Source organism: Faunimonas pinastri, from assembly GCF_900110915.1.
GTDB lineage: Bacteria > Pseudomonadota > Alphaproteobacteria > Rhizobiales > Afifellaceae > Faunimonas > Faunimonas pinastri.
This window is the reverse complement of sequence record NZ_FOFG01000025.1, coordinates 1-25,503: the sequence shown is the minus strand read 5'-3', so window position 1 is coordinate 25,503 and position 25,503 is coordinate 1. Positions and strand designations below refer to the sequence as shown.

Below are 25,503 nucleotides of genomic sequence, written 5' to 3'. Positions count from 1 at the left end.
CGGCGCCGCGCTACGGCCACGGCCTCAGCGAGCGGCGGCTCGGCGATTTCCTGCGCGACAAGCCGCGCGACAGCTACGTGCTCTCCACCAAGGTCTGAATAGCCCCGAGTTTCGTAGACTCCCTCGGGCTACATATCGTGCTGCCGTTCGAACTCGACGGGTGACAGCATCCCGTTCCTGACGTGCTTGCGCTTGGGGTTGTAGAACATCTCGTTGGAGTCGAACACCTCCTGTTTTGCCTCTTCGCGCGTGCGGTAGGTCTTGCGGCGGATTCGCTCCCGCTTGAGCAGGTTGAAGAAGCTCTCTGCCACGGCGTTGTCGTGGCAGTTCCCGCGTTGGCTCATCGAATGCTCAAGATTGTGGTGCTTCAGGAAGGCTGTCCAATCCATGCTGGTGAACTGGGAGCTTGATCTGAGTGGATCAGGATGGTGGTCTTCGGCTTCCGCCGCCACACCGCCGTGAGCAACGCCTGTAGCACGACGTCAGTGAACTGCCGGCTCTGAAGTGACCAGCCAATGACGCGACGGGAGAACAGGTCGATCCCCACGGCCAGATAGGCGAAGCCCTTCCTGATGTAGGTAATGTCCGTCACCCACGCCTTGTCCTGCGCGTCGACATCGAACCGTCGCGGCAGGGTGTTGTCGATACATCGTGGGACCGACTCCATCATCCATCAGGATCGTTCCGAAGATGTGGTCGGCTTCCGCGCCGATGGGTCGGTCTTCAGGCGCGGAGGGTGGTGGCGACCCTGCGCGCTCCCTCGCGGCGGCTCACCACGGCATCCATCATCGCGTTCTGCCCGAACAGTCGCGTTCTTGTGGCCGAAGCCGGCACTGGCAGGAAGGCATCAGGTCCGCTCAGGCGTCGCGTGGACCGGGACCAGGCTCGCCGAAGCCGCCGCCGGTGGGCGTGATGACGGTGATCGCCTCGCCCGCTTCCAGCATTGTCTGCGCGCAGCCGCCCAGCGACTCCGTGCGGCCGTCAAGGCGGCGGACCCGGTTCTCGCCGGTCTCCCCCGGCAGACCGCCTTCCAACCCGAAGGGCGCGACGCGACGGTGGCCTGAGAGGACCGAGCACTCCATGCGCTCGCGGAAGCGGATGGTGCGGCTGGTGCCATCCCCGGAGTGCCAGCGGCCGCGCCCGCCCGAGCCTCGGCGGATGTGGAAATCCTCCAGCACCACGGGGAAGCGCAGCTCCAGGATCTCCGGATCGGTCAGCCGCGAATTGGTCATGTGGGTGTGGACGCCGGGCGCGCCATCGAAGCCCTCGCCGGCCGGTGCGCCCGAGCAGATCGTCTCGTAATATTGGTAGCGGTCGTTGCCGAAGGTCAGGTTGTTCATCGTGCCCTGCGCGGCGGCGAGAGCCCCCAGCGCTCCGAACAGGCAATTGGTGACGGCCTGGCTCACCTCGACGTTGCCGGCGACCACGGCGGCCGGCCATTGCGGCGAGAGCATCGTCGCGTCCGGCACCACGATGCGGATCGGCCGGAGGCAGCCGGCATTCATCGGGATCGCGTCCTCCACCATGACGCGGAAGACGTAAAGCACTGCGGCGCGGGTCACCGGCTCCGGCGCGTTGAAGTTGTCGCCGCGCTGATCGGAGGTGCCCGTGAAGTCGACCGTCGCCTCGCGCTTCTCCCGGTCGACGGAAATCCGCACCCGGATCTCGCAACCCTGGTCCATGGGATAGGTGAACTCGGCGTCCGACAGGCGGTCCACGACGCGGCGCACGCTTTCCGCCGCGTTGTCCTGCACGTGGCCCATATAGGCTTCCACCACGTCGAGCCCGAAGCGCGCGATGATCTTGCGGAGTTCCGTCACGCCGCGCTCATTGGCGGCGATCTGCGCCTTGAGGTCGGCCACGTTCTGCACCACGTTGCGGACGGGGTAACGCGCGCCGGTCAGCAGGGCCACCAGCTCGGCCTCGCGGAAGCGGCCTTCCTCGACCATGCGGAAGTTGTCGATATAGACGCCCTCCTCCTCGATGGTCCGGGCGTCCGGCGACATGGAGCCCGGCGCCGTGCCGCCGATATCGGCATGGTGGCCGCGCGAGGCGACCCAAAAGAGCACATCCCGGCCGGCATCGTCGAAGACCGGCGTGCAGACGGTGATGTCGGGCAGGTGCGTGCCGCCATTATAGGGGGCGTTGATGGCGAAGACGTCGCCCGGGTGGATCACCGGATTGTTGCGGATGATGCTTTCCACCGAGCGATCCATGGAGCCCAGATGCACCGGCATGTGCGGCGCGTTGGCGACCAACGCGCCCGCGCGGTCGAAGACGGCGCAGGAGAAGTCCAGCCGCTCCTTGATGTTCACGGAATAGGCCGTGTTCTGCAGCGTCAGGCCCATCTGCTCGGCGATGGACATGAAGAGATTGTTGAAGATCTCCAGCATGACGGGATCGGCGTCGGTGCCGATCGCCACGCCCTTCGGCAGGGCGGTCGTGCGCTCCAGCACGAGATGGTCGCGGACGGTCAGCGTCGCCGTCCAGCCATCCTCCACGACCACAGTCTGGTTCGGCTCGATCACCAGAGCCGGGCCGGCAACCTTGTGGCCGGGCGCGAGCTGTTCGCGGCGGAAGATTGCGGCATCGTGCCAGCGCCCGCCGGAAAACAGGCGCGTGCGCCGCTCCGGCTCGGGCAGGGCAGCGTCGCTCGGGGCGGCGTCGATCGTTTCGGGCCGCGTGCTGCCGCCGATCGCCTCCACCGAGATCGCCTCGACCACGACCTGCTTCGTCCGGTCGATGAAACCGAAACGGCTGCGATGCGCGGCCTCGAATGCGGCCTTCATGGCATCGATGTCCATGGCGGAGGGATCGAACGGCCTTCCGCCCGGCATGTCGAAAGCGGGCACTTCCAGCGACGTATCGGTGCCGGCATAGCGGAGATGCGCTCGCACATGCACGGCGACACCGGCGGCGTCCACGCCCTGCGAGGTCACCTCGGCCAGCACGTCAGCCGCGAGCGGCCGGGCCGCCGTCGCGATCAGCCGAAGCGCGGCCGGGTCGAACGGCGCTTCGATGGCCGCCTGCCGCATGGCGCGGATTTCGGCGAGGCCCATGCCATAGGCGGAGAGCAGGCCGGAGAAGGGATGCACCAGCACCCGCGTCATGCCGAGCGCGTCGGCGACGAGGCAGGCATGCTGGCCGCTGGCGCCGCCGAAAGCGTTCAGCGCATAGCGCGTCACGTCGTAGCCGCGGGCGACCGAGATCTTCTTCACCGCCTCCGCCATGTTGGCGACCGCGATGCGGAGGAAGCCGTCGGCCACCTCTTCCGGCGAGCGGCCGTCGCCGATCTCGCTGGCCATGTCCGCGAAAGCCCCGGCCACGGCGTCGCGGTCCAGCGGCTCGTCCTGGTTCGGCCCGAAGATCGCCGGGAAGAGATCGGGCACGAGCTTGCCCACCATCACGTTGGCGTCGGTGACGGAAAGCGGCCCGCCACGGCGGTAGCTCTTCGGTCCGGGGTTGGCGCCGGCGGAATCGGGCCCGACCCGGAAGCGCGACCCGTCGAAATGCAGGATCGAGCCGCCGCCCGCCGCGACCGTGTGGATCTGCATCATCGGCGCGCGGATGCGCACGCCCGCCACTTCCGTCTCGAAGGCGCGCTCGTAGGTGCCGGCGTAATGCGCCACGTCGGTGGACGTGCCGCCCATGTCGAAACCGATCACCTCGTTGAAGCCCGCCTCCCCGCCCGTCTGGGCGAGAGCCACGACGCCGCCGGCGGGACCGGAGAGGATCGCGTCCTTGCCGCCGAAGAGATCGGCCGCGGTGAGCCCGCCCGACGACATCATGAACATCAGCCGCGCGCCGGTGCGCGCCACGTCCAGTTCCTCCGTGACCTGCGCGACGTAGCGGCGCAGGATCGGCGAGAGATAGGCGTCGACCACCGTCGTGTCGCCACGGCCGACGAACTTCACCAGCGGCGAAACCTCGTGGCTGGCGGAAACCTGCGGAATGCCGAGTTCACGGGCGATGCGGGCGGCTGCCTGCTCATGGGCCGGATGGCGGTAGGCATGCATGAAGACGATCGCGACGGAGCGGTAGCCCTCGTCCACAAGCGACTGCAGCGCCGCGCGGATCGCCGTCTCGTCGAGCGCCTGCTCCACGCCCCCATCGGCCAGCACGCGTTCGTCCACCTCGACCACGCGGTCATAGAGGAGGTCCGGCTTGACGATCCGCTTGGCGAAGATGTCGCTGCGCGCCTGATAACCGATCGCCAGCGCATCGCGGAAGCCGCGCGTGGTGACGAGAGCGGTCCGCTCGCCCTTGCGCTCCAGCAGCGCGTTGGTGGCGACCGTCGTGCCCATGCGCACGTCGCCGATCAGCCCGGACGGGATCGCCTCGCCCGGCTTGAGGCCGAGCAATGCGCGAATGCCGGCCACCGCCGCGTCGCGGTACTGCTCGGGGTTTTCCGACAGCATCTTGCGGGTGTGCAGCCGCCCGGCAGGATCGCGGCCGATGACATCGGTGAACGTGCCGCCACGATCGATCCAGAAATCCCAGACGCCGGCCATCGCAGTCCCCCTCACGCAAGATCCTCAACGCCGATACTTCGTTGACATTTTGCCGTCAAGTTGAGAGCGTCTCTTCAGCGGCCCCGGCCGTCAATCAAGAGGGGACATCATCATGCGGAAACTGTTCGGCGCCGCTTATGCGGCGACGGTAGCGCTCGGTCTCACGCTGGCTGGCCAGGCCAGCGCGGCAAGCTGGGACATGCCTACCCCGTACCCGGATGGCAATTTCCATACCAAGAACATCCGGGAGTTCGCTGCAGAGGTCGACAAGGCCACCAATGGCGGCCTCAAGATCACGCTCTACACCAATGGCTCGCTTCTGAAGGCGACGGAGATCAAGCGCGCGGTGCAGACCGGGCAGGTCCAGGCGGGCGAAGTGCTGCTCTCCTCGCTCGCCAACGAAGACCCGATCTTCGGCATCGATTCCATTCCGGGCCTCGCGACTAATTATGACGACGCCCACAAACTCTGGCGCGCCGCTCACGACACCGTCGCCAAGCACATGTCGGACAAGGGCATGGTGCTGCTCTTCTCCGTCGCCTGGCCGCCGCAGGGCATCTATTCCAAGCAGGCGTTGCAGAAGCTGTCCGACCTCAAGGGACTGAAGTTCCGCACCTACAACCCGGCGACGGCCCGCTTCGCCGAACTGGTCGGCGCGGCGCCCGTCACCGTTCAGGCCGCCGAAGTGGCTCAGGCCTTTCGCACCGGCGTGGTCGACGCGATGTTGACCTCGGGCGCCACCGGCGTCGACACGCAGGCCTGGGACTATTTGAAGTACTATTACGACCTGCAGGCATTCCTGCCGCAGAACATCGTCTTCGTGAACAAGAAGACGTTCGACGCCCTGCCGGCGGATCAGAAGAAGGCCGTGATGGATGCCGCCACCAGGGCGGAGGATCGCGGCTGGTCGGAATCGCAGTCCCTCAACGAGGGCTACAAGAAGACCATGGCCGAGAAGGGCATGACGGTCAGCGACGCCAGCGATGCCATGAAGACCGAACTCGCCGGCATCGGCAAGACCATGGCCTCCGAATGGGCGGCCAAGGCCGGCTCCGACGGCGCCGCCATTCTGGACTCCTATCGCAAGTGATCGGTGCGGGCCGGGGCGGATCGTCCCGGCCCTTTTCTCGTGGGGGGAGTCGATGAAAAGCCCGTTTGCATGGATCTACCGCGCCGTGGAATTCCTGGCCGGACTGTCGCTGGTCGCCATTCTGGCCCTTATTCTGGGCGGCGTCGCGTGGCGGCTCTCCGGTTCGCAGCTTGCCGGCAGCGATGACCTTTCCGGCTTCTGCCTGGTCGGGCTGTTCTTTCTGGGGCTGGCGCCGGCCTATTGCCGTGCCGACCACATCCGCGTTGGCCTGCTGGTGGACCGCCTGACCGGTCGCAACCGCCTGGTGCTGGAAGGCATCGTGCTCGCCGCCACCGCGATCGCCACCGGTTGGGCAACCTGGTGGCTCGGGGTGACCGTCAGCAATTCCTGGCAGTTCGGCGACGTCTCCGAGGGACTGTTGCCGGTCCAGCTCTGGATCCCCGAACTCGCCATGCTCATCGGCACCGCGGCGCTCTTCTTGGCGGTTCTGGAAGATCTCGTGCGCGTGCTGCGCGGCCGGTCGCCAAGCTACATGGTGCAGCCGGAAAGCGATCCCAACGAACTCCTGACATTCGAGCGCTGAGGCTTCCATGGATCCGCTCTTCGCATCTCTCGTCCTCGCCGCGACAATGGTCATCACACTGGTGGCCGGAGTCTGGATCGGCATCTCGCTTGCCGCCGTAGGTTATGTGGCGCTGGCCTTCTTCACACATCGCCCGCCGGGTCTGCTCTTCGGCACCACGCTCTGGGGCGCCAGCAATTCCTGGGCGCTGACCGCCCTTCCCATGTTCATCTGGATGGGCGAGATCCTGTTTCGCTCGCGGCTGGCGGAGGACATGTTCCGAGGCCTCGCCCCCTGGATGCAGCGCCTGCCCGGCCGCCTGCTGCACACCAACGTGGTCGGTTGCGGGATCTTCGCGGCGATCTCCGGCTCCTCGGCCGCCACGGCCGCTACCGTCGGCAAGATGACGATCCCCGAGCTTCGCCGCCGCGGCTACGACGACTTCATGATCCTGGGCTCGCTTGCCGGCTCCGGGACGCTGGGTCTCCTGATCCCGCCCTCCATCACCATGATCGTCTATGGCGTGGCGGCGCAGGTCTCCATCGCGCGCCTCTTCATGGCCGGCGTGATCCCGGGCATCGTCCTGATGTTGATGTTCTCGCTGATCGTCGGCGGTTATGCGCTCCTCTACCCCGCGCGCGTTCCCCCCGCTGACCCATCGATGCCATTCATGGCCAAGCTTTCGGAATCACGCCGCCTGATCCCGGTCGTGCTCCTGATCATCCTGGTGCTCGGCTCGATCTATGCGGGCTTTGCCACGCCGACAGAATCCGCCGTGCTCGGGGTAGTCGGAGCGGTGATCCTGGCACTCGCCACCGGCGGCTTCACCTGGACCATGATGTGGGAAAGCATCGGCGGCGCGGTCCGCACCACCTGCATGATCGGGATGATCCTCTCCGGCGCGGCGTTTCTATCCACCGCCATGGGATTCACGGGGCTTCCCGTCCGCTTCGCCGACTGGATCGTGGCCATGAACCTGTCGCCTCTGGCGCTCATCGCGGCGCTGACCGTGGTCTTCATCATCATGGGATGTTTCATCGACGGCATCTCCATGGTGGTGCTCACCACCTCCGTGCTGCTGCCGGCCGTCAGTGCCGCCGGCATCGACCTCCTGTGGTTCGGCATCTTCGTGGTGCTGGTGGTGGAGATGGCACAGGTGACGCCGCCGGTCGGCTTCAACCTCTACGTCATCCAGTCGCTCGCCAATCGCAGGATGGGCTATGTGGGTCTTGCTTCGCTGCCCTTCTTCGCGGGCATGATCGTCATGGTCGCGATCGTCACGGCGGCGCCGGGGCTGGTCAGCTGGCTCCCCAACCAGATGTTCGGGCACCCCTGATGGCCGAAGATACGGAACGGAAGGAAAGGCCGGGGTTGGGGCCTATCGTCTCCTCCGGCCATCTGGCGAGCGGCGCCCTTCCGGCGCTCTCGGAAGTGGAGTTCGGCACGATCATGCTGACGCATGCGTTCAACCGCTGGATGGTGCGGTGCATGGCGGCGGCGGGCTTTCCCGACCTTTCGGCCATCGACGTGCTGGTGCTGCACAACGTCAATCACCGCGACAAGGCCAAGACACTGGCCGACATCTGCCTCGTCCTCAACATCGAGGACACGCATGTCGTTTCCTATGCGCTGAAGAAGCTTGAAAAGCTGGGGCTCGTGAAAAGCGGACGGCGCGGAAAGGAAAAGCTCGCCATGGTGACCGAAGAGGGCCGGGCCGCCTGCAAGCGCTATGCGGAGATCCGTGAGGCGCTGCTGGTTCGCTCGGTTCTCTCCACCGAAGTCTCCAGTGACATGCTGTCGGAGATGGCGCGACGCATCCGCGCTCTCTCGGGTCATTACGACCAGGCCTCCCGCGCCGCGGCCTCTCTGTGAGTTGATAACGAGGCGCCTCGCGAAGCACGGCCTCCAGGCCGGCTCCTTCAGGCAAGCCCGGTGATTTGCTTCAGGAGCGTGTCCCCGGTGAAGTCCGGGGTCGGCCGGTCGGCGACGACCTCGCCCAGCCGTAGCATGGTGATACGGTCGGTGACTTCCAGAACATGCGGCAGCGTGTGGGAGGTAAAGACTACGCCGAGGCCCTTGATCTTTGCCGGCTTGATGACGTTCAGCACCTCGATCGACTGCTGCCCGCACAGATGGCTGGTCAATTCCTCTCGCGCCTTGTCGCGCATCGTCTTAGCCGAGAAGCGGAAAGGAATGAGAGGCTCTTTCGGATAACTTTATCTGGACGCCCTACGCTTCGTGCGGGACCTGCAACCTGTCGCATCTGTTGCCGAGAAGGTTCCAGCCGTGTGCTGGCGACCCCGATCGACTGCCTCCTCTTCCGCGAGACGCAAAGGTTAGGACCCCAGCCCCTGCCCTAGCAGCAGCTCCGGGACGACCAGCATGTCGAACTGGAAGCCGTTCCATCGGGAGTTCCCGATAAGGCCGGCGATCACCTCGCCTTCTCCGTTCTTCACGAACGCTCCGAAGTCCTGATTGTCCTCAAAGCGGAGCTCTGGTCTGGAACGCCCCGCTCTCTCCGAGAGCCTTCCATGCCCCAAGTTAGTCCAACGACCGGAGTCGCTGTTCTGGATTATCCACGGAGTTCGCATCGGTGAGAGTTCAAGGTTAGGGCCGAGCGTCCCGCTCATGCGTTTTGCTCTTCTGTGACAATCAGAGGGCGAAACTCGCCGGTTTTTCCGTCCGCGAGACCAAGGTCTGTTACATGCGGCCCCGGATTGCAGGCAAGGCTTGCCGCGACGCAGGACTTGAAGACGATGAAAGGCGGCTGCCAGTCGGCGATCGGCTCGGCGGCGGCACGGATCTTCCTGAACCCTTGCGCAACCTCTTCGGTGGGCGCATCCGAAAGCAGGCCGCAGACGGGTAACGGCAGGAGAGCGGTCACCGCACCGTTCTGCGAGACGGCCATTCCGCCGCCAGCCTCGATGACGGCGTTTGCCGCGGCGGCCATGTCCTCGGGGTCCCGACCGAAGACCGTCAGATTGTGGCTGTCATGCGAGACGCTGGTCGCCAGCGCGCCACGCCACTCGCTCCAGCCTTCCAGGATGCCAAGCTGCGGGACCGCCGGTCGGAATCCGTGCCGGTGGATCATCGCCATCACGATGGTTCCGGCAGGCGGAACAACCCTCCCCTCGCGAACGTCAGCCGCAATGCGGCCCCAGCGGGTGAAGCGCGGCTGCGACACCGTATTGATCTCGACGCTGCCATCGGGATGCCCCGGCAGGTGGATCATGAAGTCCTCCGCCGAAAGCAGCGGCACCTTGACGGTGTCCGTCGGTCCCTCCGGGCGCTCCGGCACTGCTTCGCGCAGCGTTCCATTCTCCGCCACATGCCGGCCGGAGACGAAGACATGCTCCACCCCGAACTCGACGAGATCGGCAAGGACGATGAGATCGGCGCGGCGACCGGGCGCTACCAGTCCGAGGTCGCGGCGGCCGAGCCGCATCGCGGCATTCAATGTCGCGGCGCGAAGCGCATCGATCGGGGGAAGGCCGTAGCGGACGAGCCGGCGCACCACGTCGACGATCCCGCCGACGCGGATCAGGTCGTCGGGGAAGATGTCGTCGGTGCAAAGGGTCAGCGTCTGCGGGATCTGCGGCAGGCTGTTCAACGCCTCCACCACGCCGGGGAGCACGTAATCGTGCGAGCCGCGGAGCTCGACGGTGAAGCCCGACCTCAGCTTCTCCAGGATATCGTCGCCGGAGACGATCTCATGGTCGGACTGGATGCCGGCCGTCGCAAAAGCCTGCAGGTTGCCGCCCGTCAGCTCGCGGCCATGACCGCAGACGAGCTTGCCGCTCTCCAGCCCGGCCCCCACGATGCCGGACATGCGGGGATCTCGCTCGATCACGCCGCGCATGTCCATGACTTCGGCGACGCCGGCGATCTCCGGCCAGCTCAGCATTTCCTGCATTTCCGGGCGGCGGAAATCCGCTCCCGCCACTTCCAGCCCCGGGGCGGACGGCACGCAGGAGGGCGCCAGCACGAGCGCCCGCAGCGGCAGGCCGCGACTCGCCTCGATGGCCCAGCGCACACCGGCGAGCCCCACCACATTGCCAACCTCGTGCGGGTCCCAGCAGATCGTAGTCGTGCCCTGCGGCACCACCGTCTCGGCATAGCGACGCGGCGTCACCATCGAGCTTTCCACATGCATGTGGGTGTCGATCAGGCCCGGCGCGACGAAGCGACCGGCAATGTCGATGATTTCGGCCGCATCGCTGCGGGTGCCCGGCTGGTGCACGCTGGCGATGAGCGGACCGATCAGCCCGATATCGGCCGGACGGACCTCGTTGGTGGCCATGTCGACCAGGGTCCCGCCGACGAGCAGGACGTCGAAGCCCTCCTGGCCGCGCGCCGCACGAACGGCGCGGTCGCGCAGGGTCGGATCGTCGAGGTCATGAGGTTCCTGCATCGCGCCACTCCCGCAAATGTCGGCGGCAGCACGGCGGCTCCGGCCGGCGGAAGTTTTCAGGCCGGGGGGAGATGAGAAGCAAGCCTTAACATTCAGCAATGTGGCCAGGATGGAGGCAATGGGCGGCGCCGCGCGGGAATGCCGCGATCCGGCGCTCGAACCGGGGATGAACGGGCAGAGAGCGATCACTTGGCTGCCGAAAATGTCATCTTGTAGAATTTTCGTGCTTGCGGAAATTTGCAGGCCACGAGCGCATCGCGATCGGGGGGATTCCAGATGTCGGATGAGGTTGTGGCGGCTCCGGCCAGCCACGTGGAAGCGCGTGGGCTGGACCGGCTCTTCGGCGTGAGTGCGAGGGGCTCCACCCTGGGCCGCGAGGTCATCGCCGGTCTCACGACGTTCGGCGCGATGAGCTACATCGTCGTGGTCAATCCGGCGATCCTCTCCGCCGCCGGCATGGACCGGCACGAGCTGATCATCACCACCGCAATCGCGTCCATCATCGGTACGCTGATCATGGCGCTCTGGGCCAACCTGCCGATCGCGCTGGCACCGGGCATGGGCAGCAACGTCATCTTCGCCCAGGTCGTCGTGCTGCAGATGGGCGTCTCCTACCAGACCGCCTTCACCATGGTGCTGATCGGCGGCATCCTCTTCCTGATCCTGTCGCTGACGCGCATACGGGAACAGATCGTCCTTGGCTTTCCCGCCGCCATCCGTCTCGGCATCCAGTGCGGCATCGGGTTGTTCATCGCCTATCTCGGCTTGAAGAATGGCGGTCTGCTGGTGGTGCAGAACAACAGCGTCCATTTCGGCAACCTTGCCGATCCGGCGACGATGCTGACCTTTATCGGCGTGCTGGTCACGCCCGTGCTGGTGGCGATGCGCGTTCCGGCCGCCTTCCTGATCTCCATCGTGCTGCTGACGATCGCGGGCTTCTTCCTGACCGGGCTGAACGGCAAGCCCGTCACGCCGATCCCGGATCACATCGTGAACCTGCCCGTGATCCCGAAGGAGCTCTTCTTCGCCTTCGACTTCCACGAGTTCATCAGCCATTTCTTCCTCGTCCTGCCGATCACCCTCTATTTCTTCATCTCCGATTTCTTCTCCGCCACGGCGACGCTGATCGGCGTCACCCGTCGCGGCAACATGATGACGCCGGAAGGCCAGATCCCGAATGCGCGGCAGGCTTTCATCGCCGACGGTCTTGCCTCGGTGATCGGTGCGATGGTGGGGACCTCAACGGTCGCCGCCTACATCGAGTCGGCAACCGGCGTGGAGGCGGGCGGACGCACCGGGCTGACCGGCATCGTGGTGGCAATCCTGTTCGGGCTCTCGCTCTTCATCTGGCCGCTGATCGCCATCATCCCGGCGCAGGCGACGGCCCCCGCTCTCGTACTGGTCGGCGTGCTGATGATGGAGGGCATTCGCGATCTCGACGTCACGCGACCGGAAAACGCGCTGCCGCCGATCATGACGCTGCTGATCACGGTCTGCACGACGGACTTGATGATGGGCCTGACCGTCGGCTGCTTCGTCTACACGCTGATCGTGCTCGCCACGCGGCAGTGGCAGAAGGTGACGCCGTGGCTGCTCGGCCTCGACGCGATCTTCATCATCTACATGATCCTCACACACCACATGCACTGACGCTCCGATGTCGCTCCCCGATGACCTGATCCTGAACGCCGCCGACGAGATCTCCATCCGGCAGGACTTGACGCTGGTGGCGTTGGGGCGGCGGCCGGCGGATCTCGCGATCCGGGTCGGACGAATGCTCTCGGTGCACAGTGGAACGTGGCTCGACGACCAGGAAATCGTCATCAAGGGCCGGCGTATCGCCTGGACCGGCCCGGCCGGCACCTATCGCGGCGAAGTTCGGGAGCGGGTGCATTATCCCGACCTGTCGGCGGTGCCGGGTTTCGGCGAAGTCCACAAGCATATCGAGAGCACGCACCTGACGCCAGAATGGGAGGCCGCGCTGGTCATCCCGCGCGGCAATACCTGGACCTGCGAGGCGAGCCATGAATTCGCCAACGTCGACGGCGCGCGCAACACAGAATTCTGGCAGCGGGCGCGACGGCTCGGCTGTCCGCAGAAGGTGTTCATCCAGCCGGGCTCCGCCGTGCCGCCCAGCGCCTGGGAATCGGGCGGCGGCTATTATGGCTATGAGGAGCAGCGCCGGTTCATGGCGGACGACCTCTCCGTCGTCAGCTTGGACGAGGTGATGGACTGGCCGGCCGTCTGGAACCCGGAGAACCCCGGCTACGACAGGATCTGGGGGATGATCCGCGCCACCTTCGAGCAGCGCGGCGTGGTGGAGGGGCACGGCTCGGGCCTTGTGGAAGCACACGATTCCAGCGCCTTCGCGGCGGCAGGCCTGAGCTCCGACCATGAGATCTGGGCTTTCGAGGATGCGTGGGAAAAGCTGAACCGGGGCGTCTTCATCGAGATCCGTCCGTTCAACTTCGAAGCGGTGTTGCCGCAGCTCGTGCAGCGCCTGTCCGACTGGTCCAACATCGCCTTTACGACAGATGATCGAAGCGCGTCGGAAACGTTGAGGATCGGCGCCAGCGACCATAATGTCCGCTCCGCGATCCGGTATGGCGTGGCGCCGGAAACCGCTATCCAGTGCGCCACCCTCAACCCCGCCCGCCACATGCGGATCGACGCCTGGGTCGGCAGCATCTCGCCCGGCCGCTATGCCGATATCGTGCTGCTCTCCGACGTCGCGGGTATCGCAATCGACGCCGTTTATGCCGATGGGCGGCTCGCTGCGGAAAGGGGAAGCTATGTCGGTCCCCAACCGGAGATCCGTTGGCCGGACTGGGCCACCGACACGATGAAGATCGGCCGCGAACTCACCGCCGATGATTTCGCGATCGCCGCCGCGCCCGGCCGCGAGACCATGGAGGCGGCGTTGCTGCGCCCCTTCCACTGGAACCTCGATCTGCTGACGGCGACGCTGCCGGTTGCCGACGGCGCAGTGCAGCGCGACACGGGCCGCCGCATCACGAAGTTCGCCATTGTGGATCGTTTCCACGGCACCGGGGCTGTCGCGCCGATGTTCTGGCTGGGCTGCGGGCCCGCCGATCCCGATACCGCGCTCGCCTGCTCCGTGGCGCACGACAAGCACAATGTCTGGGTGATCGGCTCCTCCGATGCGGCCATGGCCAAGGCGGTGAACCGCCTCGGGGAAATCGGCGGCGGCTGGGCGCTGGTGCGCGACGGCGAACTGCGTGCCGAGGTGCGCTACGAGGTCGCCGGACTGATGACGGCCCGCCCCGCCGCCGATCTCGACCGCGACATGCAGGCGCTTTATGCCGAAGCCGCGAAGGTCGACTGGATGTACGAGCCCAGCATCTCGCCCGTGTGGGAGCCGGGTTTCCCGGAAAAGCTGATCTTCGCGACACTGACCTGCGCACCGTGGCGATGGGTCCTGGTTGCGCCATGCGAGGCCGCGCCGCAGGGCCTCGTCAACGTCCAGACGGGCGAAACCCATCCCGTGGTCTGGTAGCACGAGCGACGAACGGAGTGCCTGACATGCTGGATGCCGCTCTCGCCACCTGGCCGGAGGTGAAGGACTTCGTTCGCGAGGGGAGGATCGGGCTGCTTCCCGTCGGGGCGCAGGAGCAGCATGGTCCGCATCTCCCGCTTGCCACCGATACGGTCATGGCTACGGGTTTCGCGCGGCGGCTGGCGGAAGCTCTCGACGCGCTGCTGCTTCCAGCCTTGCCCTATGGCGATGCCTGGAACAACGAAGGCTTTCCCGGCACGCTTTCGCTTTCCCCGGAAACGGTGCAGCGCACCGTCGAGGATCTCGCGCGCGGCGTGCGCCGAATCGGCCTCGGCGCGCTGATCGTGGTCAACGGGCATTTCGGCAACCGCGAACCGATCGCGCTCGCGGCCCGTGAACTCTGGCGGGAGAGCGGCTTTCCCGTTCTCTGCCTCGATTATCCCGGTTTGGAATCCTTGGCGGACGAGATCTGCGCCAGCGCACCGGCCGCGCCGACCTTCTACCATGCCGACGAGGTGGAAACCTCCGTCATGCTGGCGCTTGCGCCCGAAGCGGTGCGGATGGAGCGGGCCATCAGCGAATATCCCGTCTTTCCCCCCACCTTCGGAGCCGAGCCGATGCAGCTCAGCAGCTTCTGCCAAAGCGGCGTCTTTGGCAATTCCCGACCGGCAACCGCCGAAAAGGGCGAGCGCCTCCTGGAGGGACTCACCGCCGCGAGCGTTGACGTGATCCGCACCTTTCTCGCGCGACACGGACTTGTCCGGGCAAAAAACAGCGAGGAGAAGCCTTCATGAATACGTCCGACGCATCCGCTTCGCCCGCCGATCTCCTGTTCGATGCGGCCGAGGAAGTGCGGATCCGGCAGGATCTCGCGCTGGTGGCGCTGGGCAAGCGGCCGGCGGATCGGGCCTTGCGGATCGGACGCCTCTTGGATGTCCATACCCGCACATGGCACGAGGATCAGGAAATCGTCATCCGGGGGCGGCGCATCGCCTGGATCGGCCCCGCTGGCGGATACGAAGGCGAGGTGCGCGAGCGCATCCACGAGCCGGCGCTTGCCGCAGTCCCGGGCTTCGGCGAGGTGCACAAGCATATCGAGAGTTCGCATCTCACTCCGGAATACGAGGCCGCGCTGGTCCTGCCGCACGGCAATACCTGGACCTGCGAGGCCAGCCACGAATTCTCCAACGTCAACGGGCCGAACAACCTCGAATTCTGGCTGGAGGCCCGGCGACGTGGCTCGCCTCTGAAGATCTTTCCGCTGCCCGGCTCCGCCGTTCCGCCCACGGCTTACGAATGGGGCGGCGGGTACTTCGGCTACGACGAGCAGAAGACGTTCATGGAGCAATCGCTCATGGTGGCCGGGCTCGACGAAGTGATGGATTGGCCGGCCGTGTGGAACCCGGAAAGCCCGTCGCACGGGCGTCTCTGGGGGATGATCCAGGCAACTTTCGAAAAGCGTGGTGTCGTGGAAGGTCATGCCGCCGGCCTCAGGGACCTCGCCTCGATCAACGCCTTCGCGGCGGCGGGACTTGCCTCCGACCATGAGGCGTGGACGCCGGACGAGGTGCGCGACAAACTCGCCCGCGGCCTCTTCGTCGAGATTCGTCCCTATTCCATGCCGGACATCGTCCGCGCGCTGCTGGAGGATGGCCTGGCCGATTGGTCGCAGATCGCCTTCACCACCGACGACCGCAGTTCCTCCGACACGCTGAAGCTTGGCGCGACCGACTACAATGTCCGCACCGCGATCGAGAGCGGCCTCCCGCCGGAAATCGCGATCCAGTGTGTCACCATCAATCCCGCCCGGCACATGCGGCTGACACCATGGGTCGGATCGCTCGCACCCGGTCGCTATGCCGACATCGTGCTGCTCGACGACATCGCCAACCTTTCCATCGCCAAGGTGTGGGCGGACGGGGCGCCGATCTCGGAGCGCAAGACCTATACCGGCGCGCTGCCGAAGATCGACTGGCCGGACTGGGCCACGAAGACCGTGCGGATCGACCGCGAACTCACCGCTCGGGATTTCTCGATCCCTGCGGAGCCTGGCCGCGAAACCATGCAGGCAGCCCTGCTCCGCCCTTTCCACTGGGACGACGATTTCATCACCGCAGAGCTCCCCGTGCAGGACGGACTGGTGCAGCGAGACGCCGGGCGCAACATCACGAAGTTCGCCATCGTCGACCGCTTCTCCGGCGAGGCGAAGACCTCCAAAATGTTCTGGCTCGGCTGCGGGCCGCGTGATCCCGGCGTGGCGCTCGGCTGCACCATGGGGCACGACAAGCACAACATCTGGGTCGTCGGTTCCTCCGACAGCGCCATGGCGACGGTCGTCAACGCGATCGCCGCCATGCAGGGTGGCTGGGTGCTGGTGCGGGACGAGCAGGTAGTCGCCCAGGTCCGCTACGAGGTCGGCGGGCTGATGACGGCGCGCGCGCCGGAAGAGCTCGAGCCAGAGATGCAACACCTTTATGCCGAGGGCGAAAAGATCGACTGGATGTACGAGCCTACCTTCTCTCCCCGGTGGTGGCCGGGTTTCCCCGAGCGACTTGCCTTCGCGACGCTAACCTGCGCGCCTTGGCGCTGGGTCCTTGTCGCGCCTTCTCCGATGGCGCCCGCCGGGTTCGTGAACGTGCAGACCGGCGAAACGCATCCAATAGTTTGGTAACCGCAGCGATCTTGACCGCGCAGACAGTAAGTCGCCCCGCGAGGAGGAGGCCTCCTGTTCTCATTATGATCGGACATTGCTGGTCGGTCGAACAGACATCCACTCGTGAGGCGCCCCGATCCTGAGGGCAGTCCAGGTTGCTTGGTCAGTGTCTCGTGCCTTCCATTGCAGTCGGCCTTGGGACCGGCTGCTCTACTCCTCCCACCTCGCACAGCATTCCGAGAGACGTATGGAACCCTCCAAGAGCATGCCGCAACCGATCGGATAAACGATTACCGCAACGTCAAATCGGGATTGTCTGATCCAGCTAGCAACGCACACGACCTGACAGGAACGGTCGCGCGGCGAGGCCGTGCAACCGCGCTTTTCGCGGCGGAGTAGCCGTTGACTATGCGGAGGCGGGCTTCAAGATGTCCTTCAAGCTCATCGCGGTCATGATTTCTCCGCGGATGCGGTCGCTCATCGCCGCCATGACCTCATAGCCCATGTCGGCGGGGTCGACAGTGACGTGGAAAGGCCGCTTGCCGGCGGGGAGATCGACGAGCCTGACGATCGCCCTTGCAACTTCCTGCGGATCGGAATCGTCCGGCTCCATGGCGGCATGTCCTTTCGCCACCCTGTCCTGAAGATCCGCGGTCGGTCCCGTGGCGTAGGTCTGTGCTACCGCCGCATCGTTGGGATGGCCGCTGTTCTGGAAGTGGTTCGTTCCCGTGCCGAACACACCCGGGGCGACGATCGATGTATCGATGCCCCAGAGCGCCACCTCGCCCGCATAGCTGATCGCGAGCGACTCCATGGCGGCTTTCGCGGCGAAGTAGGGCGCGAGATAAGGTGGCGTGCCGCCGCGGACACTGGTCGACGAGATCCAGACCAGCAATCCGGATCGCGCGGCACGCATGTGGGGCAGTGCCGCACGGTTGACCCGCTGCGTGCTGATCACATTGACATCGTACTGTTGCGCGTATTGCTCGGGCGTAAAGGCCTCAGCGGGCCCCAGGACCATGTGACCGGCATTGTGGATCAGCACATCCAGGTTGCCTGCTTCGTCGATCACGGTTTGAACGGCGCGTTCGACTGAGCCCTCATCCTGCACGTCCAGTTCGACCGTTCTGAGATCGATGCCCTGCTCGGTGGCATGCCGAGCTGCGGCCGCGACCTTTTCGGCATTGCGGCCCTTGGTATCGCGCATCGAGGCATAGACCGTGTGACCAGCCTCGGCGAGCACATAGGCGGTCATCTGGCCGAACCCGCTGGATGCGCCCGTTATCAGTACCGTCTTGCTCATTTGGTTTCTTTCCTGACGGGCTTCAGATGAGACCGCCGTTTACGAGGATCGTCTGGCCGTTGACCCACTCGCCGCCCGGTCCAGCAAGAAAGGCGATGGCGCCCGCGATGTCGTCAGGTTGCCCAAGGCGGCCGAGAGGGGTTCTGGCGGCAGTCGCTTCCAGGTCCGCCTCGGTCTTTCCCTTGAGATAGAGGTCCGTCGCGACCGGGCCGGGAGCGATGGCGTTGGCTGTGACGCCGCGTCCGCGCAGCTCCTTGGCGAGCACGGCAATCAGAACGTCCACTCCCGCCTTCGTCGCGGCATAGACGCCGTAGCGTGGCGGAAGCACGGCCGTCGTGCCGGAAGACAGCGCGAGGATGCGGCCGCCATCCGAGACCTGGCGCGCCGCACGGCTGAGGACCCGGAAGGCCGCGGTGAGGTTGACCGCGACCAGCTGATCGAGAGCGACCCCGTCCATCTCGGCATGCGCTCCAAGCAACTGGATGCCGGCGTTGTGGACCACGACATCGAGTTGGCTGAACCGATCGCTGACAGCGTCGAACATGCGCTCGGTATCCCCGGCGTCGGCCAGATCGGCCTGCACCGCGAAGGCGTGACCATCCGCCCGTTCGATCTCGCTAACGATCGCGTCAGCGTCGCGAACGCTCGCAGCGTAGTTGACGGCCACGGCGAACCCGTCTCGCGCAAGCCTTCGAGCGATCGCGGCACCGATGCCCCGCGAGGCACCGGTGACAAGAGCCGTTTTCTGTCTCGGGTGCATCGGAGCCTCGCTCAGATCGCACCGCCATTTGCGAACAGCGTCTGACCATTAATCCAGGCGCCATCCGGGCCAGCGAGGAACGAAACCACCGAGGCGATGTCGCTCGGCTCACCGAGCCGCTCCAGCGGCGCCATCTTCTTGATGTTGGCGATGAGTTCGTCCGACTTGCCCTTGAAAAACAGCTCGGTCGCGGTCGGTCCCGGGGCGACGGCATTGACGGTGATGTTCCGGCCGCGGAGTTCGCGTGCGAGAATCGCGGTCAGGGTTTCGACGGCGGCCTTGGTTGCCGCGTAAGGCCCGTAGGCGGGTTGCCGCAGTTTCGTGACGCTGCTGGAGGTGTTGATGATCCGGCCGCCGTCGCCCATCCGACGCGCAGCTTCCTGCAGCGTATTGAACGTGCCTTTGAGGTTGATCGCGACCATGCGGTCGAACGTCCCGGCGTCCATCTTTGCGATCGGAGCCAGTTCCATCACACCCGCGTTGTTGACGAGTACCGCGACTTCGCTGGCCTGTTCGGCGATGCTCTCGAACATCGTGGCGACGGCCTTGGCGTCGCTCACATCGGCTGCCACTGCGAAAGCCTTGCCACCTGCCGCGACGATCTCTTTCACCACCGCGTCTGCGGACCCGGGATTGCTCGCATAATTGACCGCGACCGTAAAACCGTCCGCCGCGAGCCGCTTGGCAATCTCGGCGCCGATCCCGCGCGAACCGCCAGTGATCAACGCTGTCTTGTCCTGTCCATGAGCCATGATCATTTTCCTATTTACGTTCCAGAACGTAACGTAAAGTTATTTATTGCGATGTCAATTGCTTTTTCGTGACGGAGAGTTACGATAAATCGCATGGAAAAGAAGACTCGCCCCCCTTCCCCGCTTGGCCGACCGCGATCATCGAGCGCGGGCTCGCATGATGTGATCCTTACGGCCGTCTACGATCTGCTTCAGGAGATGTCGGTTCGCGAACTGACCATGGAAAAGGTCGCCAAGCGCGCCGGCGTCGGCAAGCCGACCCTGTACCGGTGGTGGAAGACGAAGGCCGCCCTGGTCATCGCGATGTTCAACGAGCGGATCGTGCCCGAGCTCGAGGCACCTCAGGCGACGACCGTCGAGGATGCGATCCGTCAAAAGGTCGAAAGGCTCATCGCCGCCTTCAACGGCTTTTTCGGGAAGGTCGTCGCGGAGCTTGTTGCCGAAGGACAGAGCGATCCGAACGTGCTGAACGAGCTCAATGAACACTACGTCAAACCGCGACGCGCCGGGACGGTGAACGATATCATCGAGGCACAAAGGCAAGGGCTTGTGCCCGCACATATCGACCCCGAGCTTGTCGTGGATGCGATATTCGGGGCTTTGTACTTCAATCTGCTCTTGAAGATTCGCCCGCTGACCCCGGACTATGGCGACAGCCTTGTGCAGAACTGCAAGAAACTTCTCGATCTATAAAGCATCTGACCTGCCGAACTAGCGGATGCACTCTGGTGAGGAAAATATCCCCCTGCCTAGCAGGTTGCCGGTCCGCATCTCGTGTGACGTGTGCCCGGCTTTCGACCGCCCCGCTGGCGGATTTTTGGGGGAGCGCTCAGGCTGTCGCGCCATCTCCTGAGCCGCTCCTGCCGCTGACACCCGTCTGCTTCTTGCAAGAACAAGCCTCCGTTCTAGAACGCTGCTTTCCCGATCGAGGCGCCGCCATCGACGTGAATTGTCTGGCCGGTGATGAACCCGGCCTCCTCGGAGAGCAGGAAGGCGATGGCCGACGCGATCTCCGCCGGCTGGCCGAAGCGTTTCATCGGCACGCCGGAAAGATAACGCCTCTCGCCTTCGCTGCCCGGCGAATTATTGGCGCGGAACAACTCGGTATCGGTTGGCCCCGGCGACACCGCATTGACCGTGATCCCCTCGTCCGCAAGTTCCAGCGCCCAGCTTCGGGCAAAGCTCACCAGGGCGGCCTTGGCTGCCGCATAGGCCGTGCGCTCCACCGCACCGAGCACGGTGAGGCTCGACACGTTGACGATCCGTCCCCACCCTTGCGACTTCATTCTCGGCAGGCCCGCCTGCACCGCCGCCAGCGCGGGATGCAGATTGACGCGCATCACCTCATCCAGTGTGGATAGCTCGATCGCGCCTAGAGGCTGGGGACGGACCAGCCCGACATTGTTGACGATGCCATCGACGGGATGGCGGGCGACGATGTCCGCGAGCGCTTCGGTCGCGTTTTCGCTCGCGAGATCCAGAGAATGAAGCGTTCCGGGGAAACCCGGATCCGCGCCACGGGCAATGCCGATGACTTCGTGCCCACGCTCAACAAGCATATGGGCCAGCGCCAGGCCGATGCCCTTGCTGGCACCGGTGATCAGAAAGCTTCGTTGCATGACGGGTCTCCAGCCCCGCTCCGGTTGGAGCCGGGCGATTCAGGTCGGAGTTCAGGTGGCGACGGTCTATGCGCTGCGCAGCATGGGGAGCATGTCCCCGGGCTCGGGGCGGCGAGTATAGTCCGGGTTCACCTCGGCATAGAGGATCGTACCATCCTGCCCGATGACGAACCGAGCGGGCATCGGCAGCGTCCAGCTCGGATCGCCGTTGAACGAAGGCAGGTCGTTCTTCAGCCCCTTGTAGAGTTCGACCAGATAGTCGGGAAGTTCGAAGCGCAGCCCGAAGGCGGCGGCGACCTCGTTTCGCGGGTCCGACAGGATCGGGAAGCCGATCTGGTTCTGCCGCACCGACTTGCGGCTGTTCGGGGCCGTCTGCGGAGAGACGGCGACGAGACCCGCTCCAAGCTCCTTGAACTCAGAAAGTGCCCCCTGGAGCGCCTGCAGCTCCATGTTGCAATAAGGGCACCAGACGCCCCGATAGAAGCTGAGCACCAGCGGTCCCCTGGCGAGGAGATCGGTGGAGGAGACCGGGTTGCCGTCCGGATCGTTGAGCACGAAGGCGGGCGCCTTGTCCCCGGCCTTCAGCGCGCGGCCTGCTGCACCCGAGGCAATCAACTCGGCAGTCGCCCGGTGCATCGTCTCGATCACTGAGTGGGGAACGTTATAGGGTGGCTTGCCCGCTTCGAAATCGGCCTTGAAGGCGTCGAGCTTGTCCTGAAGTGACATGGAAATTCTCCTTGCGTGTCGGTGCTGTGGTGAAGCCGCCGGCGAGCTTCGGTCGACGGAAATCGGGAATTAGGCTCAGCCGGCGGACGCCATCGAGCGGGCGACTTCGGCGGCACTGATCCCTTCCAGCGCAAGGCCATAGCCCGCACCTTCATCGACGATCCGGCGCAGCTTCTGGGTCAGCGCGATCCGCGTGTAGCGGCTGGTGAGCGGCGGCAATGCGGCCAGATCCTCGGCAATCTCATGGGCCCGGGCGAGCAACCGGTCGGCGGGCACCACTTCGTTGACGACGCCCCAGTCCTTCGCGGTCCCGGCATCCAGGATCTGCCGCGTCAGGATGAAATAGCGCCCGCGCACGCTGCCGATCACTTCGGGCCAGAGCAGGTTCACGCCATCGCCGGGAACGATACCGAAGTCGAAGTGCGGCTTGTCCTGAAACGTTGTCGCCGGTGTCGCCAGCACGATGTCGGCCAGCAGCGCGTATTCGGAATGGAGCAGCACCGGTCCGTTGAGCGCCGCGATGAACGGAACCTCGATATCGAGGATGTTCATCAGGACCTTTTTGCCCTCGCGGAAGATCTTGTCGTAGCCACGCGGGGAGAAGAAATCGAAGCCCTCGGGGCTGATCGTGTCCATGAATGCGTCGCCCGAGCCGGTGAGGATCACCACGCGGTTGTCCGGGTCAGAGCCGATGGCGTGGAAGAGTTCGACGAACTGTTCGTGCGTGTGGCCGTCGAAGACGAGCTTGCCGCCGGCGGTGTGCAGCGCGACTTCGAGCACGCCGCTTTGCGTGCGGGTCAGCCGGGCGTTGGGAAAACTGTCGCGATAGGCTTCGAAACGGGACATGGGGATCTCCTTGAGTTCGGGATGGGCTTAGGCCTGCGCGGCGAGCGCTTCGACGCGGGTAAGCGCGCGTTGCACGGCTGGACGTGCCGCAATGGCTTCAAACCAGCGTGCGAGATGCGGACGGCTGTCGAGAGTCAGTCCGGGGAACTCGCGCCGCCACAGCCAACCGAAATGGGCGATGTCGGCGATGCTGAAGGCCTCGCCGGCCATGAAACGGCGCTCGGTCAGCAACATGTCGAGCAAATCCAGCAGCCGATTGCCCTCACCGACAAATCGAGCCTCGGCGAGCGGCTGCGGTTCGGTTGCAAACCGTCGGAAGAAGCCGGCATTGCCGAAAGCGGGACTGAGCGCCGAGGCATGGAAGAACAGTTGCTCGAACACCCGTCCCCGCGCCACGCCCGTCGCCGGCAGCAACCGACCTGTCTTCTCCGCAAGATAGACGAGAATGGCCGCGCTCTCGGTCAGGACGAACGGTTCGTCGGAGGGGCCTTCGCTGTCGATCAGGACAGGCACCTTGGCGTTCGGGTTGAGCGCGAGGAACGAGGCCTCCTTCTGCTCGCCGCGACGGACATTGACGGGCTTCAGCAGGTATTCGACGCCCATCTCCTCCAGCGCGATCGGCACCTTGACGCTGTTGGGCGTCGCGAACGCATGAACTTCGATCATTCCCGGAACTCCCTCCGGCATTGTTGCCGGTGGGGCAGGTATCGCTATTCCGAAGCAGGTCTGGCAGACATCGCAGAGCGATATTGGCTATTCCTGACAGGAATGAAAATGGACCGACTGCAGTCGATGATCGCCTTTGTGCGGGTGGTGGAGAACGGCACATTCTCGGGTGCGGCGAGGCAGCTCGGCCTTGGCCAGCCGGCGGTGTCCAAGACGATCGCCCAGCTGGAGAACCGCCTTCAGGTCAGGTTGCTTTTGCGCTCCACGCACGGCCTCGCTCCCACCGAAGCCGGGCTGCGCTTCTTCGAGCGCGCGCGACTGGCAATCCAGGAGGTGGACGAAGCGGAGCTCGAGGCTCGCGGCGCGGGCGCGGGGCTATCGGGGAGCTTGCGCATCTGCGCGGCGACCACTTTCGCGCGCCTGATGATCGTGCCGCGCCTGCCCGCATTCCTGGCGCGTCATCCCGACCTCGATATCGACGTCATTTTGGACGATCGGGTCATCGATCTCGTTGCCGAAGGCATCGACGTTGCGCTCCGCATGGGTGCCCTGGCCGATTCGACCGCCATGGCGCGGCGGATCGCCAGCGGTGGCCGCTCCGTGGTGGCGACGCCCGCTTATCTCGCTCGCGCCGGTATGCCTCAGGTGCCTGCCGATCTCGCCGGCCACGAGGCGGTGGTCTATAGCCGGACCGACAGCCGCTGGCTGTTCCAGCGCGCCGGCACGGAAGCCTCGGTTACGGTGCGCGGTCGCGTCAGGGTCAGCGCGGCGGAAGGTATCCGCGCGGCCGTGCTGGCCGATATGGGACTGGCCGTGGTCTCCGATTGGATGTTCGCCCCTGAACTCAAGAGTGGAGCCGTTCGGCGCGTTCTTGAAGACTGGGAGCTACCGCCGATCGACCTCTGGGCCGTCTTCCCCACAGGGCGCCTGGCAAGCGCCAGAGCACGTGCCTTCGTCGACTTCGTGGAGACCGTCTTGATTGATGGAAAGGTCTGAGCTCCTTGTGGCCGAAAGCGGACTGTCCGCTTTGGGGTGAGCGGCGCGTAAATGCCGCCATTCCGCTTTCGACCCAAGCCAAAAGTTCGATGAACCGGTGCGTCAACCCGGGACCGGCCATTTGAGCACCCGCAGCATTCTCATTTCTCCATATCCAGGAGTCAATTTCGGGAAGGCGCACCCGCAAGATATGTTGGCGCGACCCACGGTGCCCGAGTGCCCCGTCGAGCGTCCCCTAACGGGAAAGCCGAACATCTTCGCCGAGCGGTGGTCAGATGCGTCCCTCACGCCAATCTCGCACATGATCCACAAGCGCGCGCAGCTTGCTCGGCAGGTGACGTCGACTGGGATAGAACAGGTAAAAGCCCGGCAACGGCGGGCAGTACGGTTCGAGGACCGCGCGTAGCTCGCCGGTGTGAAACAGAGGGGCCAAGGTTTCGGCCATGCCGATGGTCAGACCCGCACGCACGGGCCATCTTCACCATCAGAGCCATGTCGTTGGTGGTTATTTCCGGCTCCGCGGTGACGGCGAAGTCGCGGCCGTCCTCGGTGAACTCCCAGCGCTAGGGCGCCGCCTCGACCGCCGATCGCCAGCCGATGCAACGGTGCTGCGTCAGCTCGCGCGGGTGGAGCGGCGTTCCGGCTGCCTCAAGATAGGCCGGCGCGGCGACGACGATCTGGCGCTGCTTCGCGCTGACCGGGACCGCGATCATGTCGCGCTCGATCACCTCGCCTAGGTCGTAGACTCATAAGCTCTCAGCCATAGGCGTGTTGAGGCGATCAGGAGGGCTGCGAGAAAGTTTCGGGCGAGCTTGTCGAAGCGCGTTGCGACACGGCGGAAGTGTTTGAGCTTGCAGAAGAACCGCTCCACGAGGTTGCGCCGGCGGTAGAGGGCTGGCTCAACGGAGCGCTGCACACGGACCCGGCTCTGGGTGGGGATATGCGCCTGTCCACCTGTTTTGGCGACAGGATCGAGGATAGCGCGGCTGTCATAACCGCGGTCCGCAACGAGTGCTCCGGCTGCGGGCAGGCCGACCAGCAGGTCCGGAACGGCGGTTTTGTCCGAAGCCTGGCCGGCGGTGATCAGCAGC

General features: G+C 65.2%; 23 protein-coding genes and 1 pseudogene. 10 read left to right on the top strand and 14 right to left on the bottom strand.

What is annotated here, in order from left to right; all coding sequences use genetic code 11:
- Positions 1–128 precede the first annotated feature (128 nt).
- Both BMY25_RS19415 and BMY25_RS19410 read right to left on the bottom strand, forming a co-directional pair.
- A pseudogene (locus BMY25_RS19415) lies at positions 129–643 on the bottom strand (IS3 family transposase); the annotation flags it as partial.
- Positions 644–857: 214 nt separating this feature from the next.
- Entirely contained in the window at positions 858–4,511 is a 3,654-nt protein-coding gene (locus tag BMY25_RS19410) for a hydantoinase B/oxoprolinase family protein (protein WP_092499769.1), read from the bottom strand.
- A 112-nt stretch (positions 4,512–4,623) separates the two neighbouring features.
- Between BMY25_RS19410 and BMY25_RS19405 the strand changes: the two genes are divergently transcribed.
- From BMY25_RS19405 to BMY25_RS19390, 4 genes are read left to right on the top strand one after another with little or no spacing between them, the layout of a single operon-like run.
- Positions 4,624–5,601, top strand: coding sequence for a TRAP transporter substrate-binding protein (locus tag BMY25_RS19405; protein WP_092499767.1), 978 nt, complete (start codon positions 4,624–4,626; stop codon positions 5,599–5,601).
- A 52-nt stretch (positions 5,602–5,653) separates the two neighbouring features.
- Entirely contained in the window at positions 5,654–6,184 is a 531-nt protein-coding gene (locus BMY25_RS19400; protein ID WP_092499765.1) for a TRAP transporter small permease, read from the top strand.
- Positions 6,185–6,191: 7 nt separating this feature from the next.
- Positions 6,192–7,499: a TRAP transporter large permease gene (locus tag BMY25_RS19395; RefSeq protein ID WP_092499763.1), complete on the top strand. Its 1,308-nt coding sequence runs from the start codon at positions 6,192–6,194 to the stop codon at positions 7,497–7,499.
- A complete protein-coding gene (locus BMY25_RS19390) occupies positions 7,499–8,035 on the top strand; it encodes a winged helix DNA-binding protein (protein WP_092499761.1) in 537 nt (178 codons plus the stop codon). The genes BMY25_RS19395 and BMY25_RS19390 overlap by 1 nt, the downstream gene beginning before the upstream one ends.
- Before the next feature lie 47 nt (positions 8,036–8,082).
- Here BMY25_RS19390 and BMY25_RS19385 read toward each other — a convergent pair whose 3' ends face one another.
- On the bottom strand, positions 8,083–8,307 hold the full coding sequence (locus BMY25_RS19385) for a P-loop NTPase family protein (RefSeq protein ID WP_143062050.1): 225 nt from the start codon (positions 8,305–8,307) through the stop codon (positions 8,083–8,085).
- Positions 8,308–8,789: 482 nt separating this feature from the next.
- Positions 8,790–10,574: an adenine deaminase gene (locus BMY25_RS19375; RefSeq protein ID WP_092499755.1), complete on the bottom strand. Its 1,785-nt coding sequence runs from the start codon at positions 10,572–10,574 to the stop codon at positions 8,790–8,792.
- 276 nt (positions 10,575–10,850) lie between these two features.
- On the opposite strand from BMY25_RS19375, the gene BMY25_RS19370 reads away from it, so the two are divergent.
- The 4 genes from BMY25_RS19370 to BMY25_RS19355 are packed head-to-tail and all read left to right on the top strand — an operon-like array spanning position 10,851 to position 16,762.
- Entirely contained in the window at positions 10,851–12,224 is a 1,374-nt protein-coding gene (locus BMY25_RS19370; protein WP_092499753.1) for an NCS2 family permease, read from the top strand.
- 7 nt (positions 12,225–12,231) lie between these two features.
- Positions 12,232–14,091, top strand: a complete 1,860-nt coding sequence (locus tag BMY25_RS19365) for an adenine deaminase (RefSeq protein ID WP_092499751.1) — start codon at positions 12,232–12,234, stop codon at positions 14,089–14,091.
- A 26-nt stretch (positions 14,092–14,117) separates the two neighbouring features.
- On the top strand, positions 14,118–14,885 hold the full coding sequence (locus BMY25_RS19360; RefSeq protein WP_092499775.1) for a creatininase family protein: 768 nt from the start codon (positions 14,118–14,120) through the stop codon (positions 14,883–14,885).
- Positions 14,882–16,762, top strand: coding sequence for an adenine deaminase (locus tag BMY25_RS19355; protein WP_092499749.1), 1,881 nt, complete (start codon positions 14,882–14,884; stop codon positions 16,760–16,762). Before BMY25_RS19360 ends, BMY25_RS19355 begins: the two co-directional genes overlap by 4 nt.
- Positions 16,763–17,150: 388 nt before the next feature.
- Here BMY25_RS19355 and BMY25_RS19350 read toward each other — a convergent pair whose 3' ends face one another.
- The 3 genes from BMY25_RS19350 to BMY25_RS19340 are packed head-to-tail and all read right to left on the bottom strand — an operon-like array spanning position 17,151 to position 19,559.
- Complete coding sequence (locus BMY25_RS19350) at positions 17,151–18,047, bottom strand: SDR family oxidoreductase (RefSeq protein ID WP_092499747.1); 897 nt, start codon at positions 18,045–18,047, stop codon at positions 17,151–17,153.
- 22 nt (positions 18,048–18,069) lie between these two features.
- On the bottom strand, positions 18,070–18,807 hold the full coding sequence (locus BMY25_RS19345; protein WP_092499745.1) for an SDR family oxidoreductase: 738 nt from the start codon (positions 18,805–18,807) through the stop codon (positions 18,070–18,072).
- Positions 18,808–18,818: 11 nt separating this feature from the next.
- A complete protein-coding gene (locus BMY25_RS19340) occupies positions 18,819–19,559 on the bottom strand; it encodes an SDR family oxidoreductase (RefSeq protein ID WP_092499773.1) in 741 nt (246 codons plus the stop codon).
- Positions 19,560–19,652: 93 nt separating this feature from the next.
- Between BMY25_RS19340 and BMY25_RS19335 the strand changes: the two genes are divergently transcribed.
- The gene (locus tag BMY25_RS19335; protein WP_092499743.1) at positions 19,653–20,252 is read left to right on the top strand and encodes a TetR/AcrR family transcriptional regulator; all 600 of its coding nucleotides are present in this window, start codon (positions 19,653–19,655) and stop codon (positions 20,250–20,252) included.
- Between the two features lie 212 nt (positions 20,253–20,464).
- Here the strand turns inward: BMY25_RS19335 and BMY25_RS19330 are convergent, their stop codons facing one another.
- From BMY25_RS19330 to BMY25_RS19315, 4 genes are all read right to left on the bottom strand, one after another.
- A complete protein-coding gene (locus tag BMY25_RS19330) occupies positions 20,465–21,178 on the bottom strand; it encodes an SDR family oxidoreductase (protein ID WP_092499741.1) in 714 nt (237 codons plus the stop codon).
- A gap of 66 nt (positions 21,179–21,244) precedes the next feature.
- Positions 21,245–21,904, bottom strand: coding sequence for a peroxiredoxin-like family protein (locus tag BMY25_RS19325; RefSeq protein WP_092499739.1), 660 nt, complete (start codon positions 21,902–21,904; stop codon positions 21,245–21,247).
- 75 nt (positions 21,905–21,979) lie between these two features.
- A complete protein-coding gene (locus BMY25_RS19320; protein ID WP_092499737.1) occupies positions 21,980–22,750 on the bottom strand; it encodes an enoyl-CoA hydratase/isomerase family protein in 771 nt (256 codons plus the stop codon).
- A 27-nt stretch (positions 22,751–22,777) separates the two neighbouring features.
- Complete coding sequence (locus BMY25_RS19315) at positions 22,778–23,416, bottom strand: glutathione S-transferase family protein (RefSeq protein WP_092499735.1); 639 nt, start codon at positions 23,414–23,416, stop codon at positions 22,778–22,780.
- Between the two features lie 108 nt (positions 23,417–23,524).
- Here BMY25_RS19315 and BMY25_RS19310 point away from each other — a divergent pair, with 108 nt between their 5' ends.
- Positions 23,525–24,412 carry a LysR family transcriptional regulator gene (locus tag BMY25_RS19310; RefSeq protein ID WP_092499771.1) on the top strand — a complete coding sequence of 296 codons (888 nt, stop codon included), beginning with the start codon at positions 23,525–23,527 and terminating at the stop codon, positions 24,410–24,412.
- Positions 24,413–24,683: 271 nt separating this feature from the next.
- On the opposite strand, the gene BMY25_RS21395 is transcribed toward BMY25_RS19310, so the two are convergent.
- The 3 genes from BMY25_RS21395 to BMY25_RS21275 all read right to left on the bottom strand — a co-directional run.
- On the bottom strand, positions 24,684–24,881 hold the full coding sequence (locus BMY25_RS21395; protein ID WP_346432158.1) for a type 2 periplasmic-binding domain-containing protein: 198 nt from the start codon (positions 24,879–24,881) through the stop codon (positions 24,684–24,686).
- Positions 24,882–24,975: 94 nt separating this feature from the next.
- A complete protein-coding gene (locus BMY25_RS21390; RefSeq protein WP_346432157.1) occupies positions 24,976–25,140 on the bottom strand; it encodes a type 2 periplasmic-binding domain-containing protein in 165 nt (54 codons plus the stop codon).
- Positions 25,141–25,145: 5 nt separating this feature from the next.
- The coding region (locus tag BMY25_RS21275; RefSeq protein WP_238858427.1) for a transposase at positions 25,146–25,503 on the bottom strand (358 nt) is incomplete at its 5' end.

Bases quoted from the DNA above. Each gene is read 5' to 3' on its own strand.
- BMY25_RS19350 (WP_092499747.1), bottom strand. From the start codon at position 18,047: ATGAGCAAGACGGTACTGATAACGGGCGCATCCAGCGGGTTCGGCCAG.
- BMY25_RS19340 (WP_092499773.1), bottom strand. From the start codon at position 19,559: ATGGCTCATGGACAGGACAAGACAGCGTTGATCACTGGCGGTTCGCGC.
- BMY25_RS19370 (WP_092499753.1), top strand. From the start codon at position 10,851: ATGTCGGATGAGGTTGTGGCGGCTCCGGCCAGCCACGTGGAAGCGCGT.
- BMY25_RS19355 (WP_092499749.1), top strand. From the start codon at position 14,882: ATGAATACGTCCGACGCATCCGCTTCGCCCGCCGATCTCCTGTTCGAT.
- BMY25_RS19315 (WP_092499735.1), bottom strand. From the start codon at position 23,416: ATGATCGAAGTTCATGCGTTCGCGACGCCCAACAGCGTCAAGGTGCCG.
- BMY25_RS19320 (WP_092499737.1), bottom strand. From the start codon at position 22,750: ATGTCCCGTTTCGAAGCCTATCGCGACAGTTTTCCCAACGCCCGGCTG.
- BMY25_RS19400 (WP_092499765.1), top strand. From the start codon at position 5,654: ATGAAAAGCCCGTTTGCATGGATCTACCGCGCCGTGGAATTCCTGGCC.
- BMY25_RS19365 (WP_092499751.1), top strand. From the start codon at position 12,232: ATGTCGCTCCCCGATGACCTGATCCTGAACGCCGCCGACGAGATCTCC.
- BMY25_RS19345 (WP_092499745.1), bottom strand. From the start codon at position 18,807: ATGCACCCGAGACAGAAAACGGCTCTTGTCACCGGTGCCTCGCGGGGC.
- BMY25_RS19335 (WP_092499743.1), top strand. From the start codon at position 19,653: ATGGAAAAGAAGACTCGCCCCCCTTCCCCGCTTGGCCGACCGCGATCA.
- BMY25_RS19360 (WP_092499775.1), top strand. From the start codon at position 14,118: ATGCTGGATGCCGCTCTCGCCACCTGGCCGGAGGTGAAGGACTTCGTT.
- BMY25_RS19410 (WP_092499769.1), bottom strand. From the start codon at position 4,511: ATGGCCGGCGTCTGGGATTTCTGGATCGATCGTGGCGGCACGTTCACC.
- BMY25_RS19325 (WP_092499739.1), bottom strand. From the start codon at position 21,904: ATGTCACTTCAGGACAAGCTCGACGCCTTCAAGGCCGATTTCGAAGCG.
- BMY25_RS19405 (WP_092499767.1), top strand. From the start codon at position 4,624: ATGCGGAAACTGTTCGGCGCCGCTTATGCGGCGACGGTAGCGCTCGGT.
- BMY25_RS19395 (WP_092499763.1), top strand. From the start codon at position 6,192: ATGGATCCGCTCTTCGCATCTCTCGTCCTCGCCGCGACAATGGTCATC.
- BMY25_RS19330 (WP_092499741.1), bottom strand. From the start codon at position 21,178: ATGCAACGAAGCTTTCTGATCACCGGTGCCAGCAAGGGCATCGGCCTG.
- BMY25_RS19375 (WP_092499755.1), bottom strand. From the start codon at position 10,574: ATGCAGGAACCTCATGACCTCGACGATCCGACCCTGCGCGACCGCGCC.
- BMY25_RS19310 (WP_092499771.1), top strand. From the start codon at position 23,525: ATGGACCGACTGCAGTCGATGATCGCCTTTGTGCGGGTGGTGGAGAAC.
- BMY25_RS19390 (WP_092499761.1), top strand. From the start codon at position 7,499: ATGGCCGAAGATACGGAACGGAAGGAAAGGCCGGGGTTGGGGCCTATC.